Origin of the sequence: Halorubrum sp. SD690R (genome assembly GCF_005435035.1) — an archaeon.
GTDB lineage: Archaea > Halobacteriota > Halobacteria > Halobacteriales > Haloferacaceae > Halorubrum > Halorubrum ezzemoulense.
In genome coordinates this window covers 1-14,512 of record NZ_SGTV01000029.1, presented here as the reverse complement: position 1 = coordinate 14,512, position 14,512 = coordinate 1, and the positions used below count along the sequence as shown (strand labels likewise).

14 protein-coding genes and 1 pseudogene are annotated in these 14,512 nt (G+C 70.9%); 10 read left to right on the top strand and 5 right to left on the bottom strand.

What is annotated here, in order from left to right:
- The first annotated feature begins 49 nt into the window (after window positions 1-49).
- Window positions 50-577: a DUF5813 family protein gene (locus EXE41_RS14890; protein WP_137691404.1), complete on the top strand. Its 528-nt coding sequence runs from the start codon at window positions 50-52 to the stop codon at window positions 575-577.
- A gap of 39 nt (window positions 578-616) precedes the next feature.
- Window positions 617-940 (top strand): hypothetical protein, encoded by a 324-nt coding sequence (locus EXE41_RS14885; protein WP_049932929.1) that lies wholly within the window; start codon window positions 617-619, stop codon window positions 938-940.
- A 21-nt stretch (window positions 941-961) separates the two neighbouring features.
- Here EXE41_RS14885 and tmk read toward each other — a convergent pair whose 3' ends face one another.
- Complete coding sequence (tmk, locus tag EXE41_RS14880) at window positions 962-1,555, bottom strand: dTMP kinase (protein WP_049932930.1); 594 nt, start codon at window positions 1,553-1,555, stop codon at window positions 962-964.
- A 179-nt stretch (window positions 1,556-1,734) separates the two neighbouring features.
- On the opposite strand from tmk, the gene EXE41_RS14875 reads away from it, so the two are divergent.
- The 7 genes from EXE41_RS14875 (at window position 1,735) to EXE41_RS14845 (ending at window position 9,278) form a co-directional block, all read left to right on the top strand.
- A complete protein-coding gene (locus tag EXE41_RS14875; protein ID WP_137691403.1) occupies window positions 1,735-3,099 on the top strand; it encodes a hemolysin family protein in 1,365 nt (454 codons plus the stop codon).
- A 108-nt stretch (window positions 3,100-3,207) separates the two neighbouring features.
- The gene (locus tag EXE41_RS14870; RefSeq protein ID WP_137691402.1) at window positions 3,208-4,065 is read left to right on the top strand and encodes a universal stress protein; all 858 of its coding nucleotides are present in this window, start codon (window positions 3,208-3,210) and stop codon (window positions 4,063-4,065) included.
- 100 nt (window positions 4,066-4,165) lie between these two features.
- Window positions 4,166-5,062 carry a complex I NDUFA9 subunit family protein gene (locus EXE41_RS14865; protein WP_086215996.1) on the top strand — a complete coding sequence of 299 codons (897 nt, stop codon included), beginning with the start codon at window positions 4,166-4,168 and terminating at the stop codon, window positions 5,060-5,062.
- A gap of 109 nt (window positions 5,063-5,171) precedes the next feature.
- A complete protein-coding gene (locus EXE41_RS14860) occupies window positions 5,172-6,350 on the top strand; it encodes a tubulin/FtsZ family protein (RefSeq protein WP_176450647.1) in 1,179 nt (392 codons plus the stop codon).
- An 18-nt stretch (window positions 6,351-6,368) separates the two neighbouring features.
- On the top strand, window positions 6,369-7,016 hold the full coding sequence (cofC, locus tag EXE41_RS14855) for a 2-phospho-L-lactate guanylyltransferase (protein ID WP_089308743.1): 648 nt from the start codon (window positions 6,369-6,371) through the stop codon (window positions 7,014-7,016).
- Window positions 7,017-7,129: 113 nt separating this feature from the next.
- Window positions 7,130-8,293 (top strand): 7,8-didemethyl-8-hydroxy-5-deazariboflavin synthase subunit CofG, encoded by a 1,164-nt coding sequence (gene cofG, locus EXE41_RS14850; protein ID WP_137691401.1) that lies wholly within the window; start codon window positions 7,130-7,132, stop codon window positions 8,291-8,293.
- A gap of 127 nt (window positions 8,294-8,420) precedes the next feature.
- Complete coding sequence (locus EXE41_RS14845; protein WP_089308744.1) at window positions 8,421-9,278, top strand: mechanosensitive ion channel family protein; 858 nt, start codon at window positions 8,421-8,423, stop codon at window positions 9,276-9,278.
- Window positions 9,279-9,299: 21 nt separating this feature from the next.
- Here the strand turns inward: EXE41_RS14845 and EXE41_RS14840 are convergent, their stop codons facing one another.
- A complete protein-coding gene (locus EXE41_RS14840; protein ID WP_137691400.1) occupies window positions 9,300-10,751 on the bottom strand; it encodes an MATE family efflux transporter in 1,452 nt (483 codons plus the stop codon).
- Between the two features lie 101 nt (window positions 10,752-10,852).
- Here EXE41_RS14840 and thiE point away from each other — a divergent pair, with 101 nt between their 5' ends.
- Window positions 10,853-11,485, top strand: coding sequence for a thiamine phosphate synthase (gene thiE, locus EXE41_RS14835; protein WP_094521410.1), 633 nt, complete (start codon window positions 10,853-10,855; stop codon window positions 11,483-11,485).
- 10 nt (window positions 11,486-11,495) lie between these two features.
- Here the strand turns inward: thiE and EXE41_RS14830 are convergent, their stop codons facing one another.
- The 3 genes and pseudogenes from EXE41_RS14830 to EXE41_RS14820 all read right to left on the bottom strand — a co-directional run.
- Entirely contained in the window at window positions 11,496-12,347 is an 852-nt protein-coding gene (locus EXE41_RS14830; RefSeq protein WP_137691399.1) for an NAD(P)-dependent oxidoreductase, read from the bottom strand.
- Between the two features lie 117 nt (window positions 12,348-12,464).
- Entirely contained in the window at window positions 12,465-14,363 is a 1,899-nt protein-coding gene (locus EXE41_RS14825) for a prolyl oligopeptidase family serine peptidase (protein ID WP_137691398.1), read from the bottom strand.
- A 43-nt stretch (window positions 14,364-14,406) separates the two neighbouring features.
- Window positions 14,407-14,512 (bottom strand): annotated as a pseudogene (locus EXE41_RS14820) (IS5/IS1182 family transposase); the annotation flags it as partial.

Sequence of the window (14,512 nt, the reverse complement as noted above, 5' to 3'; positions counted from 1 at the left end):
GCGCGGGCGACGCGAGCGGCTTTTCAGGCCGCGTCACCTCCGGAGAGGTATGACCGAAACCGAGGACGACGACGCCGACGCGGCCGACGAACTCCCCGGCCGAGTCCGGCGCGCGTTCGGCGACCACGGCTCGTTCGAGCGCGACGGCGACGGCTGGGTGTCGACGACGACTGCGTTCGACGGGCGCGTCCGGGCCGAGCCGGCCGGCGAGGGGCGCGTCCGGTTCACCGTTACCGTTCGCGTGCCAATGCTTTCCGCCGCCACCGCTGACGAGGTCGCGGACGTGGTCGAGGACGGCTGGGTCGACACGTTCGAGCGCCGCGCCGTCGATGTCGGCGGCGTCACCCGCAAGGATCGGGATTTCGATCCGGCCGTCGAGCGCGACGACGACGAGATCGCGATCACCTACGCGCTCTCGGACATCAACGAGCGGCGGGGCGTCGACGACGCGGGCGCCCTGATCGACTTCGTCGAGGGCACGTACGTCCAAGGCGTGATCCCGGGCTACGAGTACACGGCACCCGTCTCGGACCTGCTCTCGGCCGCGCGACAGCAGGGCGGCGGCGGGCCCGTCTGAGGTCGATAGGGGGAAGTGTCGGGGGATCGTACGGCGACCATGCTCGCGCTGTTCGGGTTCGGCAGCCTCCTCGCGTTGGTCGCGTTCCACACGTTCCTCGCCGGGGTCGCGACCCGGTTCTTCCGGATTCAGCTTTCGACGTCGTGGGGGTCGATCCTGTACACGCTCGTGTTGACACCGATCCTGCTGCTCGTCTCGACGCTCGTCTTCACCGGCGCGCTCGGCGTCGGGACCGGGATCAACGTCGGGAGCTCGACGATCCTGCTGGCGCTTCTGATCGCGCTCCCGATGGCGCTCGGCGCCGCCATCGACTACCTCTACCTCACGCCGCCCGACGAGTACGAACTCCCGGACACGCGCTGAGAGGGCTCGACCGCGACGCCGTCAGCGGTCGACGAGCCCGGCCACGACCTCCTCGACCCGAGCGACCACGTCCTCGGGCGCCCGCGTCGCGTCGACCCGGTGGAACCGCCCGGGCTCGGCGTCGATCAGGCGCTCGTAGTTGTCGCGCACGGCCGCGAGGTAGCCGTCGCGCTCGAACTTGTCGGTTCGCCCGGCGCGCTCGGCCGCCGTCTCGGGGTCCAGGTCGAGGTAGATCGTCGCGTCCGGCGGGTGCGAGAACGCGGCGTGGATCCCGCGGACGTACTCCAGCGGCCGCTTGATATCCGCGTCGGTCCGTGCGAGCGTCGCCCCCTGATAGGCGAACCGCGAGTCCGAGTACCGGTCGGAGACGACCAGGTCGCCGTCCGCGAGCGCCGGTCGAACTGTCTCCGAGAGGTGGTTCGCGTGGTCGGCGGTGTAGAGGAACAGCTCCGCGAGCGGGTCGGCCTCCGAGTCGCCCATCGATCGGGCCACCGCCTCTCCGTACCAGCTGTCGGTCGGTTCGCGGGTGAACGTCGCGTCGGGGTACACGTCCTGGAGCGCCTCCCAGACCGTCGTCTTGCCGCTCCCGTCGAGCCCCTCCAGCGTGATCAGCATGGTGGCGTTCCGCCGCGGCGAGGAATAAACGGCGCGGGTCCGGTCGAGGGACCGGCCCTTCTCCCTCGCGTGCGACGTTCGCATGCCTTTTTAGTGACCCCTCCGCGAACGGCCGCCATGAACGTCGACTCACGCACCGCCGTCGGCTCACCGGCTCGCCGCGGGCCCGGGAGGCGCGAATGGTAGCCGTCGCCGTCTCACTCTCGCGGATCGCGGCCGCGCTGTTTCTGGTCGTCCTGAACGGCTTCTTCGTCGCCTCGGAGTTCGCGTTCGTCAGGATCCGTGCCACCTCGGTCGAACAGCTGGTCGAGGAGGGGCAGCCGGGCGCGGAGACGCTCGGGGAGGTGATGACGAACCTCGACGACTACCTCGCGGCGACCCAGCTCGGGATCACGCTCGCGTCGCTCGGTCTCGGGTGGATCGGCGAGCCGGCGGTCGCGGCGCTCATCGAGCCGGTCCTCGGCCCGCTCCTGCCGGAGGGGTTGGTCCACCTCGTCGCGTTCGCGGTCGGGTTCTCGTTTATCACCTTCCTCCACGTCGTCTTCGGCGAACTGGCGCCGAAGACGATCGCGATCGCGCAGGCGGAGCGGATCTCGCTGTTGCTCGCGCCGCCGATGAAGCTGGCGTACCTGATCTTCTCGCCCGGCATCGCGGTGTTCAACGGCACCGCGAACGCCTTCACGAGCCTGATCGGGGTCCCGCCCGCCTCCGAGAGCGACGAGACCCTCGAAGAGCGCGAGATCCGTCGCGTGCTGGCCCGCGCCGGCGAGGCCGGGCACGTCGACGAGTCCGAGGTGGCGATGATCGAGGGCGTCTTCGAGCTCGACGACACCGCGGCCCGCGAGCTGATGGTTCCGCGTCCCGACGTGGTCTCGCTGCCGGCGGACGCGTCGCTGGCGGCGATTCGCGAGACGATCTTCGAGGCCGGCCACACGCGGTATCCCGTCGTCGACCGCGACGACGCCGACCGCGTCGTCGGCTTCGTGGACGCGAAGGACGTGCTGCGCGCGACCGCCGAGGGCGACGACGGCGCCACCGCGGGCGGCCTCGCCCGAGAGATCCTCGTCGTCCCGGAGACGACGAGCGCGAGCGACCTCCTCGTCCAGTTCCGCGACGAGCGCCGACAGGTGGCGGCGGTGATCGACGAGTGGGGCGCCTTCGAGGGGATCGCGACGGTCGAAGACGTCGCCGAGGCGCTCGTCGGCGACCTCCGCGACGAGTTCGACGTGGCCGATGACCGCCACACGATCCGGCGGACCGGTGACGGGGCGCACGAGGCCGACGGGTCGGTCGCCCTCTCCGACGTCAACGACGCGCTGGGGACCGACCTCAGCGGCGACGGCTACGAGACGCTCGGCGGGTTCGTCCTCGACCGGATCGGGCGCTCGCCCGAAATCGGCGACCTCGCCGCAGCGGCGGGATTCACCTTCGAAGTCACCGCCGTCGACGGCGCGCGCATCTCGACGGTCCGGGTGGAGCGACGCGACGATGCGGAGGATGCGGACGCCGCGACCGGCGCGGACCCGGACGACGACGCCGCGTAACGACGTGACGCACGCCGCAGGGCGACGCGACACACGCCGCGAGACGGCGTTCCGGGAACGGCCGCGACGACGCGAGCGTTTTTCACCCGCGGCCGCGACCATGGCCGTATGTTCGAACGGATCTGCGTGCCCACCGACGGCAGCGACGCGGCCGCGGCGGCCTTCGACCACATCCTCGCGATCGCCGCCGACCACGGCGCGACGGTCCAGGTGCTCCACGTCGCGGACACCACCCGCGACAGCGTGACGCGGATCGGCGGCGACGTGGTCGACGTGTTAGAGCGTGAGGGGGAATCGATTGTCGAGGAGGCGGCCGCCCGCGCCGCCGACCGCGGCGTCGACGCGGAGACGGCGGTCCGGCAGGGTGGGGTCCCGGAGACGGTCACCGCGTACGCCGAGGAGGTCGACGCCGACCTCGTCGCGATGTCGACGCGGGGGCGGCAGGGGGTCGAACACCTCGTCGGGAGCACCACCGAGCGCGTCGTCCGCCAGTCGCCGGTACCGGTGTTGGCCCTCCGTCCGGGCGACGAAACGGTCCCGTACCCGTACGAGGACATCCTGGTGCCGACCGACGGGAGCCCCGCAGCGACCGCCGCGCTCGACCGAGCCCTGCCGGTCGCGGAGCGAGCGGGCGCGACCGTCCACGTCCTCTCGGTCGTCGACACCGGTGACGTGGGCATCGGAGACCACGTCGACACCCTCTCCGAGTACGCCGACGACGCGGTCGCCGAGGGCGTCGAGCGCGTCGAGGCCGCCGGACTGGACGCGGTCGGCGCGGTCGAGGTCGCCACCTCCGCCGCCCGCGGGATCCGGGCGTACGTCGACGACCCCGGGGTCGACCTCGTGGCGATGGGGACCCACGGCCGGACCGGCGTGGGGCAATACCTGCTGGGGAGCGTCGCCGAACGGACCCTGCGGAGCGCGCCCGTTCCGGTGTTGACGGTCCCGGTTCCCGGCGAGGAGTGATCCGGGCGCTCGGGTCCGTTTCGGTCGCCTCTGCGCCGGATTTCGGGGGCGCGTCTGACGCCGCGGTAGGTTTACGGGCCTTCCACGCGATACGGATCGCATGAAAGTGTTGGTAGCCGGGGGGACCGGCTTTATCGGCTCGCACCTCTGTCGCGCGCTCGCGGACGACGGTCACGCGGTGACCGCGCTCTCTCGCTCGCCCGACGGGACGGCGGACGGGGTGACGGGCGCCAGCGGAGACGTGACCGACTACGACTCGATCGCGTCGACCGTCGACGGCCACGACGCGGTCGTGAACTTGGTCGCGCTCTCGCCCCTGTTCGAACCCGAGGGCGGCAACCGTATGCACGACCGGATCCACCGCGGCGGCACGGAGAACCTCGTCCGCGCCGCCGAGGACGGCGGCGTCGACGGGTTCGTCCAGCTGAGCGCGCTCGGCGCGGACCCGAACGGCGACACGGCCTACATCCGCGCCAAGGGCGAGGCGGAGGAAATCGTCCGCGACAGCGACCTCGACTGGGCGATCTTCCGCCCCTCCGTCGTCTTCGGCGAGGGCGGCGAGTTCGTCTCGTTCACCAAGCGCCTGAAGGGGATGTTCGCGCCAGGCGTCCCGCTGTACCCCCTCCCGGGCGGCGGGAAGACCCGGTTCCAGCCGATCCACGTGGAGGACCTCGTCCCGATGATCGCCGCCGCGGTGACCGACGACGAGCACGTCGGCGAGACCTACGAGATCGGCGGCCCGGAGGTGCTCACGCTCCGGCAGGTCACGGACCTCGTCTACGACGCCGAAAAGAAGGGCGTCACGATCGTCCCGCTCCCCATGCCGCTCGCGAAGGTCGGGCTCTCCGTGTTGGGCGCGGTCCCCGGGTTCCCGATGGGGCCGGACCAGTATCGGTCGCTGAAGTTCGACAACACGACCGCCGACAGCGACGTCGGCGCGTTCGGCGTCGACGCCGCGGACCTGACCACGCTCGGGGAGCACCTCGGGGTCAGATGACGCGGAGCGCGAACATGTCAACTGTCATAATCTCAACGCTGGTAACGCCAACCGAAGGCTTATATACGAGATCACGCTCTGTTCAGTTCAAACGCGGAGGGAGCACACGATGAAACTCGCAATGATCGGATTCGGCCAGGCGGGGGGTAAAGTAGTTGACAAGTTCTTGGAGTACGACAAGCGGACGGGCTCCGAGATCGTTCGAGCGGCCGCCGCCGTCAACACGGCGAAGGCGGACCTCATGGGGCTCGAACACATCTCCGAGGACCAGCGCGTCCTCATCGGCCAGTCGCGCGTGAAGGGCCACGGCGTCGGCGCGGACAACGAGCTCGGCGCGGAGATCGCGGAGGAGGACATCGACGAGGTTCAGGGCGCGATCGACTCGATCCCGGTCCACGAGGTCGACGCGTTCCTCGTCGTCGCCGGTCTCGGCGGCGGGACGGGCTCCGGCGGCGCACCGGTGCTCGCGAAGCACCTCAAGCGGATCTACACCGAGCCCGTCTACGGGCTCGGCATCCTGCCGGGCAGCGACGAGGGTGGTATCTACACCCTCAACGCGGCCCGGTCGTTCCAGACGTTCGTCCGCGAGGTGGACAACCTCATGGTGTTCGACAACGACGCCTGGCGGAAGACGGGCGAGTCCGTTCAGGGCGGCTACGAGGAGATCAACGAGGAGATCGTCCGTCGGTTCGGCATCCTCTTCGGCGCCGGCGAGATCCAGCAGGGCCAGGAGGTCGCCGAGAGCGTCGTCGACTCCTCCGAGATCATCAACACGCTCTCGGGCGGCGGCGTCTCCACGGTCGGCTACGCGGAGGAGGAGGTCGAGGAGCGCTCCTCGGGCGGCCTGCTCTCGCGGCTGCGCGACGACGGCGACGACGACGAGCTCGACAGCGCGCACACCACGAACCGGATCACCAGCCTCGTCCGCAAGGCGGCGCTCGGCCGGCTCACGCTCCCCTGCGAGATCGAGGGCGCGGAGCGCGCGCTGCTCGTGCTCGCGGGTCCGCCCGAGTACCTCAACCGGAAGGGCATCGAGCGCGGGCGGAAGTGGCTCGAAGAGCAGACCGGTTCGATGGAGGTCCGCGGCGGGGACTACCCGTACCGCGGCGCCGGCTTCGTCGCGACCGTCATCCTGCTCGCGGGGGTCACGAACGTCCCGCGGATCAAGGAGCTCCAGCAGGTCGCCATCGAGGCGCAGGACAACTTAGACGAGATCCGCGAGGAGAGCGACGACAACCTCGACGAGCTCGTCAGCGACGACAGCGACGAGCTGGAATCCCTGTTCTGAGGCGCGCCGCTCCCCGCGATGGAGGTCATCGTTCCCTTTTCGACCGACCGCCCGAAGTCGCGGCTCTCTAGCGTTCTTGCCCCCGAGGAGCGCGTGGCATTTGCGCGGGCGATGCTCGACGACGTGCTCGACGCCGTCGCCGCCGCCGGCGGTGAGCCGCGCGTGCTGGCGACCGACGCGGTCGACCTCGACCGGCCGGTCACCGTCGACGACCGCCCGCTGACGGACGCGGTCAACGGGGCGCTCGACACGCGACTGGGAGCCGACGACGAGTCCGACGGCCCGCCCGAGCCAACCGCCGTCGTGATGGCGGACCTCGCGCTCGCCACGCCGGCGACGCTCGACCGGCTCTTCGCGGCCGGCCGCGACGCCGACGTGGCCGTCGCCCCGGGTCGCGGCGGCGGCACGAACGCGTTCGTCGCCTCCCACCCCGAGTTCCGCGTGGACTACCACGGCGCGTCGTACCTCGACCACCGCGAGATCGCGGCCGCGGTCGGCGCGGCGTTCGAGACGGTCGATTCGCACCGGCTCGGCACCGACGTCGACGAACCGGCCGATCTCGCGGAGGTCCTGATCCACGGCGAGGGGCGCGCGGCGACGTGGCTCCGCGAGGCCGGCTTCGCGCTCGACGCGTCCGAGGGTCGCGTGAGCGTCGTCCGAGAGTGAGCGCCGTCGAAATTGGTCGTGCGACCGAAGGGGGCGCCAACGTAACCACTCGCGGTGTCGCCGGGGGATCCGCAACCGCGATCCTTTTTAAACATCGACCGCGAGTGACGCCCGTGTTCGCCGGGGCCGACGAGTACGGGGTCGACGTCGCGGTCGACGAGCGGGCGGTCGAGCGACTGCTCTCCGTCAGCCCGGGCGACGTCGACGCGGCCGACCGGCTCACCTTCGCGCGCAACGTCTTCATTCCCCTCACCACCGCGTGTCGGTACACCTGTACGTACTGTACCTACTACGACGCGCCCGGGGAGGCGTCGCTGCTGTCGCCCGAGGAGGTGCGCGAGCAGTGCCGCGTCGGCGCCGACGCGGGCTGTACGGAGGCGCTGTTTACCTTCGGCGACGAGCCGGACGACCGGTACACCGAGGTCCACGAGACGCTCGCCGAGTGGGGGTTCGACTCGATCCACGAGTACCTCCACCAGGCCTGCGAGATCGCCTTGGAGGAGGGGCTGCTCCCGCACTCGAACCCCGGCGACCTGACGGAGTCGCAGTTCGCCGCCCTCCGCGAGGTGAACGCGTCCATGGGCGTCATGCTGGAGACGACCGCCGACGTGGACGCGCACAGCGGCGGGCGACGGAAGACGCCCGGCCAGCGGCTCAACACGATCCGCGCTGCGGGTCGACAGAGGGTTCCGTTCACGACCGGCATCTTGGTCGGGATCGGCGAGGACTGGCGCGACCGTGCCGAGAGCCTGCTCGCGATCCGTAAGCTCCACGAGCGACACGGCCACGTCCAGGAGGTGATAGTACAGAACGTCGTCCCCAACGAGCGTTCGGACTTCCCGAAGCCCGACCTCGCGACGATGCGCCGCGTCGTCGCGATGGCGCGCGCGGCGCTCCCGCCGGAGGTGTCCGTTCAGGTACCGCCGAACCTCTCGCCGGCGGCGGACCTCGTCGACTGCGGGATCGACGACCTCGGCGGCGTCTCGCCGGTGACGGACGACTACATCAACCCGGCGTACGAGTGGCCCGACCTCCGCGGGCTCGAGGCGGTCGCCGACGCCGGCGGCGTCCCGCTCCGCGAGCGGCTCCCGACGTACGCCCGCTACCTCCCGGACGACGTTCGCCCCGCGGGCGTCGAGCCGGCGCCCGAACCGGACGGTCGCGAGGCGTGGATCCCGCCCGCGGTCCGCGAGCGGATCGCGGCGGACGACGTCCACGGTCGACGGCTGCGCGCGGTCGCCCGCGGCGACGGACCGCTCGCGGTACGGAGCGACTGACGCGGTCTCCCGCCGGCGACCGCTGCCCCGTGCGAGCGACCGGTTTCCCACGCGGCCGTCCGTCCACCGGACGTAAACAACCGCGCCGCCAGTAGCTTCTTTATATATCCTCGTGAAAGGGCGGGTGATGCTTCTCTTACAGCTCGACGCGGTCACAACCGCGGTCGACGTCGCGGCGATAGCGACCTCGGTGGTCGGGTTCGTCGCCGGGTTCCTGGCCGTGCTGCTGCTCGGCAAGTACGTCGTCATTCCGGGGCTCCGACGGATCGTCAGGTCGCGCGGCTTCGACGAGGCGGTTGTGAGCCTCGGGACGAACGTGCTCAACGCCGTGGTCTGGGTGGCGGCGATCGCCATCGGCTTCGCCGTCGCCGGCTACGGCGGCTTCCTCTCGGCGTTCGCGGTGTTCGGCGGCGCCATCGCGCTTGCGGTCGGCTTCGCGGCGCAGGACCTCCTCGGCAACTTCGTCGCCGGCGTGTTCATCCTGAAGGACAAGCCGTTCGAGGTCGGCGACTGGATACAGTGGGGCGACATGTCCGGCCGCGTCGAGGAGATTGATCTCCGCGTCTCGCGGGTCCGGACCTTCGACAACGAACTGGTCACCGTCCCGAACGGTGATCTCGCGAACAGCGCGGTGACGAACCCCGTCGCCTACGACACGCTCCGGCAGAAGTTCGTCTTCGGGATCGGCTACGACGACGACATCGAGACGGCGACCGACATCATCGTCGAGAAGGCCGAGGCCCACGAGGAGATCCTCGACGACCCGGGCGTCTCGGTCCGGCTCGTCGAGCTCGGCGACTCCGCCGTCGGGCTCCAGTCGCGCTGGTGGATCGCGGACCCCGACCGCGGCGACTTCGTCCGCGTGCGCTCCGAGTACGTCACCGCGGTGAAGGAGGCGTTCGACGACGCCGGGATTGACATGCCGTACGTCCACCGGCAGCTCACCGGCAGCGTCGAAGTGATCGAGGACGTCGCCGACGAGTAGGCTCCCGATCCGCCCGCGGCCCTATCCGACCTCTTCCTCCACCTCGCCCGCGTCGGGGCGGTACTGCCGGCTGACGGCCTGCCACCGGTTCGACCGGAACCGGTAGCCGTTCAGTCCGGCGGGGACGAGCTTCTCCGCGACCAGCGCCACGTAGAGGCCGCCGACGCCGAGCGGCGTGACGAGCCCGACCAGCGCGACGGGAAGCGCGAAGACGTACAGTCCCACCATCGACGCGAGGAAGGGCCAGCGCGTGTCGCCCGCGCCGCGGAGCGACCCCGTGATCGAGCCGTCGACGCCGAGTGGCACCGCGCTCACCGCGGCGGCGACGACGAACGCCGCGGTCGCGCTCACCGCGGCCGGATCGTCGACGAACACGCCGGCGATCGGGCCGGCGGCGGCGATCACTGCGGCCGACGCGAGGACGTAGACGACCGCCGACAGCGCGATCACGTCGCGGCCGTACGCGGTCGCGAGCGACTCCTCGCCCGCGCCGAGCCGCTGGCCGACGAGCGTGCTCGCGGCGATCGAGAACCCCCAGCTGAAGCTGCCGAGCAGCGCTCTGACCCGGCGGCCGACCTCCAGGGCGGCGACCGTCGCGGAGCCGAACGACGACGCGATCCACAGGAGCGGGAAGACCACGATCCCCTCGGCGACGCGCCGCGCGATGAGCGGCGCGGAGACGCGGAGCAGCTGCCGGGTCAGTCCGCGGTCGAACCACGGCCCGGAGCGCCCGACCGGGACCGGCGAGGCGCCGCGGCCGAAGTACGACCGTCCGGACATCCCCCACGCGAGGACGAGCCCGACGGCGGCGATGGAGACCGCGGTACCGAGCCCGGCGCCGAACACGCCCATGCCGGCCCCGAGGACGAGCCACGTCGTGAGGAGGACGTTCAACAGCGCGCCGCCGGCTCGCGCGACCATCGGAGTGACCGTGTCGCCGACGCCGGCGTACGTCCGGCTCGCGATCATGTTGAAGAACTCGAAGGCGAGCGCGGGCGCCGTGACGACGAGGTAGGTCGTCCCGGCGGACAGCGCCGCGCCGTCGCCGCCCACGAGCGCGACCAGTCGCTCCGCGCCGAGGACGTACCCCGCGACGATCGGCGCGACGAGCAGCGCGGCCACGATCAGCGACTGCTTGACGACGAGCCCCGCCCGCCCGCGCTCGTCGCCGCCGTAGTTCTGCGAGACGAGCGAAACGGTGCCGCCGGCGAGCCCGATGGAGACGAACTTCGCGAGTTGCCAGAACGCGAACGCGTACCCGAGCCCGGCGACCGCGGAGACGCCGACCGCGTAGCCGATCACCGCGAGGTCGACGGTGTTCTTCGACATGATCGCGAACCCAGTCACGATCCGGGGCCACGCGAGCCCCATCGTCTCGTCGAGCCGCGACCGGTCGATGACGCCGGCCCGGTCGAGCGCGCCCGCCACCGCCTCCGCGACGCGAGCGACGATCCGCCGGAGCCGGAGGAACATGGAACTATCGTAGGGGCCGGGCGGGCTTGTGTCTGTCCGTCGCGGGTGGGGACGCGGTCGGAGCGCAACCGTTTTTACCGACTCGCGGCCGATGATTACGCATGAATATCACTAAGTGGCGAACATACCTCGTCACCGCGGTGAGCCGGTCCGCGGGGCGGTCGACCCCCGAGGTCGTCGCGGCCGCGCTCGCCGGCGGCGTCGATGTCGTCCAGCTCAGAGACAAGGCGGCCACCGACCGCGAGCGGTACGAGACGGGGCTCCGGCTCCGGGAGCTGACCGCGGCGGCCGGCGTCCCCCTGCTCGTGAACGACCGGATCGACCTCGCCGCCGCGATAGACGCGGACGGGGTTCACCTCGGGCAGACGGACCTCCCGGTGTCGGTCGCCCGCGAGCGGCTGGGAGAAGGCGCCGTCGTCGGCGTGTCGGCCTCGACGGTGGAGCAGGCGCGCGAGGCCGAGGCCGCTGGGGCCGACTACCTTGGCGTCGGCGCCGTCTACGGCACCGACTCGAAGGACGTCTCCGGCGACCGCGACGGGATCGGGACGGAGCGGATCGCCGCGGTCGCCGACGCGGTCGACCTCCCGGTGATCGGGATCGGCGGCGTCGACGCGGGGAACGCCGCGCCGGTGGTCGAGGCGGGGGCGACCGGCGTGGCGGCGCTGTCGGCTATCACGGCCGCCGAGGACCCGGAAGCGGCGACCGCGGCGCTGCGGGCGGCGGTCGCGGAGTGAGTCGACCCGCTCAGTCCTCGCGCTCGAACTCGGGCGCGAACAGCCGCACGGACATGGGGGCGGGGTCGCCCTCGGTGACGTTGTACGCGGAGAAGTCTGTCACGCCCGCCTCGCGGAGCAGGTCCTCGTCGTAGAAGCTGTTGCCCGTACACTCAGCGGGGTCGCGCGCGAGGATCTCGAGGACGGCGTCGGAGACGACCTCGGGGGTGCGCCAGTCGTCCTCCGTCCCGAGCCCGAAGTAGCGCGTCGCGCGGGTGTCGATCGTCGTCACCGGCCAGAAGGTGTTACAGCCCACGTCGTCGCTCGCCAGCTCCTCGGCGAGCGAGAGCGTGATGAACGACATGCCGAGCTTCGACCACGCGTACGGCGCCTTCCCCGGTGAGCGGTCGGTCACGATCGGCGGCGAGTTCGACAGCAGCCACGCCTCGTCGAGCCCCGCGAGGTGGTCGGCGAACGCGTGCGCGACGAGGTGGGTCCCGCGGACGTTCACGTCGGTCAGGAGGTCGAACCGGTCGGCCGGGAGGTCCGCGACGTTCGCCAGCTGGATCGCGCTCGCGTTGTTGATGACGATGTCGACCTCGCCGAAGCGGTCGATCGCCTCCTCGACGACCGCCTCGACGCGGTCCTCGTCGCGGAGGTCGAGTTCGAGCGCGAGCGCCTCCGGCCCGCGCTCGCGCACCTCCCGGGCCGTCTGCTCGATCGACCCCGCCAGCTCGGAGTCGTCGTCGTCCGTCGTCTTGCCGGTCGAGACGACGTTACAGCCGCGGTCAGCGAGCGCGAGCGCGATCTGTTTGCCGATGCCGCGCGTCGTTCCGGTGATGAACGCCGTCGAGTCCGAGAGATCGGGGTCCGCGAGTGCCATACCTCCCGTTCGACCGACCGCGTGTTAAACCACGGCGTAATCGGTCCCGCCCGCCGACACCAGCCGACCGCCGGCGTCAGTCGAACGCCGCATCGCTAATCGCCGAACCACGCCTCGCTAGTCGTTCAGCGAGGTGACGGCGGTGCGCTCCGCGCCGATCCGACGGTCGAGGAAGTCGTCGAGCAGTTCCAGCGAGCGGATCTTCTGGTCGATGTCGCCCGAGCCGTGGCCCTCCTCGCCGAGCTCCTTGTACTCGTAGTCGTCGCCCTCCTCGAAGCCGGCCTCGTCGAGCGCGTCGCGGAGGATCCGCGCCTGCGAGACGGGCACCCGCGGGTCGTTGACGCCGTGGACGATTAGGAGGGGCGCGTCGACGTTCTCGACGTAGTTCACCGGGCTGCGCTCCCGGTAGGTCGCCTCGTTCTCGTCCGGCTCGCCGAGGTTCTTCACCATGAGCTCCGTCCGGAAGTGGGGCATGGTGTTCTCGTACATGTCGAACAGGTCGCTCACGCCGACCCACGCGATCCCGGCGGCGTACAGGTCCGGGTACTGGACCATCTGCCAGTTGGCGGAGTAGCCGCCGTAGGAGCCGCCGTAGACGGCGACGCGGTCCTCGTCGAGCCAATCGTACTCGTCGAGGACGTGCTCGGCGCCCGTCGCCACGTCGCCCTGCTCGGCGCCGCCCCAGTCGTCGTACAGCTCCTCGACGAACTCGCGACCGCGACCCGTGGAGCCGCGGTAGTTCACCTGAAGGACGGAGTAGCCGCGCGAGAGCAGGAACTGGACGCGGTAGCTGAACCGCCGCATGTCGTGGTGTCGCGGCCCCCCGTGCGGATTGACGACCAGTGGCGAGGGTCGGCGACCGGAGTCGAACAGCAGCCCCTCGATCTCGAACTCCTCGTAGGGGTCGTGGTCGACCGCCCGCGCCGGCGTCTCGGGGACCCCGTCGGAGACGAACGAGACCGTCTCGGGCTCGACGAAGTCGTCGGGGTCGAACGGGCCGTACTCCGCGTCAAAAACCGTCTCGGCGTCGTCGGTGGCGAGATCGTACGCCACCAGCTCCGGCCGCCGACTCGACGTGGTCCGGTACGCGAGGAGGCGGTCGTCGGCCAGCCGGCCCTCAGTGACGCTCGCGACGCCCGCGGGGAAGTCGAGTTCTTCGCTCTCGCCCGTGTCGGCGTCGTAGACGACGGGCACCGTCACCGCCCCGCGCGTCCGGCTCACGACGAACCGGTCGCCGCCCTCGAGGAAGTGGCTCGGCGACTCCTCGAACTCGCCCTCGCCGAACCACGTCACCGTCGCGTCCTCGACGCCGTCGGCGAGGTCGACGATCCCGGCCCGCCCGAGGTCGGTGGTGTTGTCGACGACGAGCAGGCGGTCACCGTCAGGACCCCAGTCCGCCGGCGCGGCCTCGGCGCCGACATCGCCGATCTCCAGGTTCACGGCGTTCGACCCGTCGCCGTCGGCGACGTACACGTCGCTGTTCTCGTAGGCGTCGGTCTCGTTCGTGGTGTACGCGATCCGGTCGCCGTCGGGGGAGAGTTCGCCGGCTGCGACCGCGCGCTCGTAGTCGGTGAGCTTCGTCGTCTCGGCGGTCGACACGTCGTGGCGGTAGAGGTTCATCTGCCCGTCGCGGCTGGAGCCGAGCAGGAGCGTCTCGCCGTCCTCGCCCACGTCGTGGAGCCGGATCTGGCCGTCCATCTCGACGACGGGCTCGCTCTCGCCGTCGAGCGACATCGCCCACACGTCGTGCTGCTCGTCGCCGCCCTCGTCGCGGTGGTAGAAGAGCCGGTCGCCGCTCGGGTCCCACTCGAAGCCGGCGCGGACGGAGCGCGGCACGTCGCCGTCGCTGAGCCGCTCCAACGAGCCGTCGGCGGGGTTGAGAAGGTGAAGCTCGTTGCGGCCGGTGACGTCGTAGTAGAGGGCGACCGTCTCGCCGTCCGGGGACACGCGCGGGCTCGCGATCGTCGGCAGCGAGGCGAGTTCGCGCAGTACGTCGGTCTCGTCTGTGTCAGACATCCGTGAAGTAACGGTGGCGGAAGAGCCTGTCATAGAAACCATCTCATAGCTTGAGCTTCTCGCGGCCAAGGTCGTCTCCCCGCTCGAAATTGGTGATTACAACGACGAGACGGAGACACAGCGCAAGGAACACTTGTGTTCGTGCGTGG

Bases quoted from the DNA above. Each gene is read 5' to 3' on its own strand.
- EXE41_RS14890 (WP_137691404.1), top strand. From the start codon at position 50: ATGACCGAAACCGAGGACGACGACGCCGACGCGGCCGACGAACTCCCC.
- EXE41_RS14885 (WP_049932929.1), top strand. From the start codon at position 617: ATGCTCGCGCTGTTCGGGTTCGGCAGCCTCCTCGCGTTGGTCGCGTTC.
- tmk (WP_049932930.1), bottom strand. From the start codon at position 1,555: ATGCTGATCACGCTGGAGGGGCTCGACGGGAGCGGCAAGACGACGGTC.
- EXE41_RS14875 (WP_137691403.1), top strand. From the start codon at position 1,735: ATGGTAGCCGTCGCCGTCTCACTCTCGCGGATCGCGGCCGCGCTGTTT.
- EXE41_RS14870 (WP_137691402.1), top strand. From the start codon at position 3,208: ATGTTCGAACGGATCTGCGTGCCCACCGACGGCAGCGACGCGGCCGCG.
- EXE41_RS14865 (WP_086215996.1), top strand. From the start codon at position 4,166: ATGAAAGTGTTGGTAGCCGGGGGGACCGGCTTTATCGGCTCGCACCTC.
- EXE41_RS14860 (WP_176450647.1), top strand. From the start codon at position 5,172: ATGAAACTCGCAATGATCGGATTCGGCCAGGCGGGGGGTAAAGTAGTT.
- cofC (WP_089308743.1), top strand. From the start codon at position 6,369: ATGGAGGTCATCGTTCCCTTTTCGACCGACCGCCCGAAGTCGCGGCTC.
- EXE41_RS14845 (WP_089308744.1), top strand. From the start codon at position 8,421: ATGCTTCTCTTACAGCTCGACGCGGTCACAACCGCGGTCGACGTCGCG.
- EXE41_RS14840 (WP_137691400.1), bottom strand. From the start codon at position 10,751: ATGTTCCTCCGGCTCCGGCGGATCGTCGCTCGCGTCGCGGAGGCGGTG.
- thiE (WP_094521410.1), top strand. From the start codon at position 10,853: ATGAATATCACTAAGTGGCGAACATACCTCGTCACCGCGGTGAGCCGG.
- EXE41_RS14830 (WP_137691399.1), bottom strand. From the start codon at position 12,347: ATGGCACTCGCGGACCCCGATCTCTCGGACTCGACGGCGTTCATCACC.
- EXE41_RS14825 (WP_137691398.1), bottom strand. From the start codon at position 14,363: ATGTCTGACACAGACGAGACCGACGTACTGCGCGAACTCGCCTCGCTG.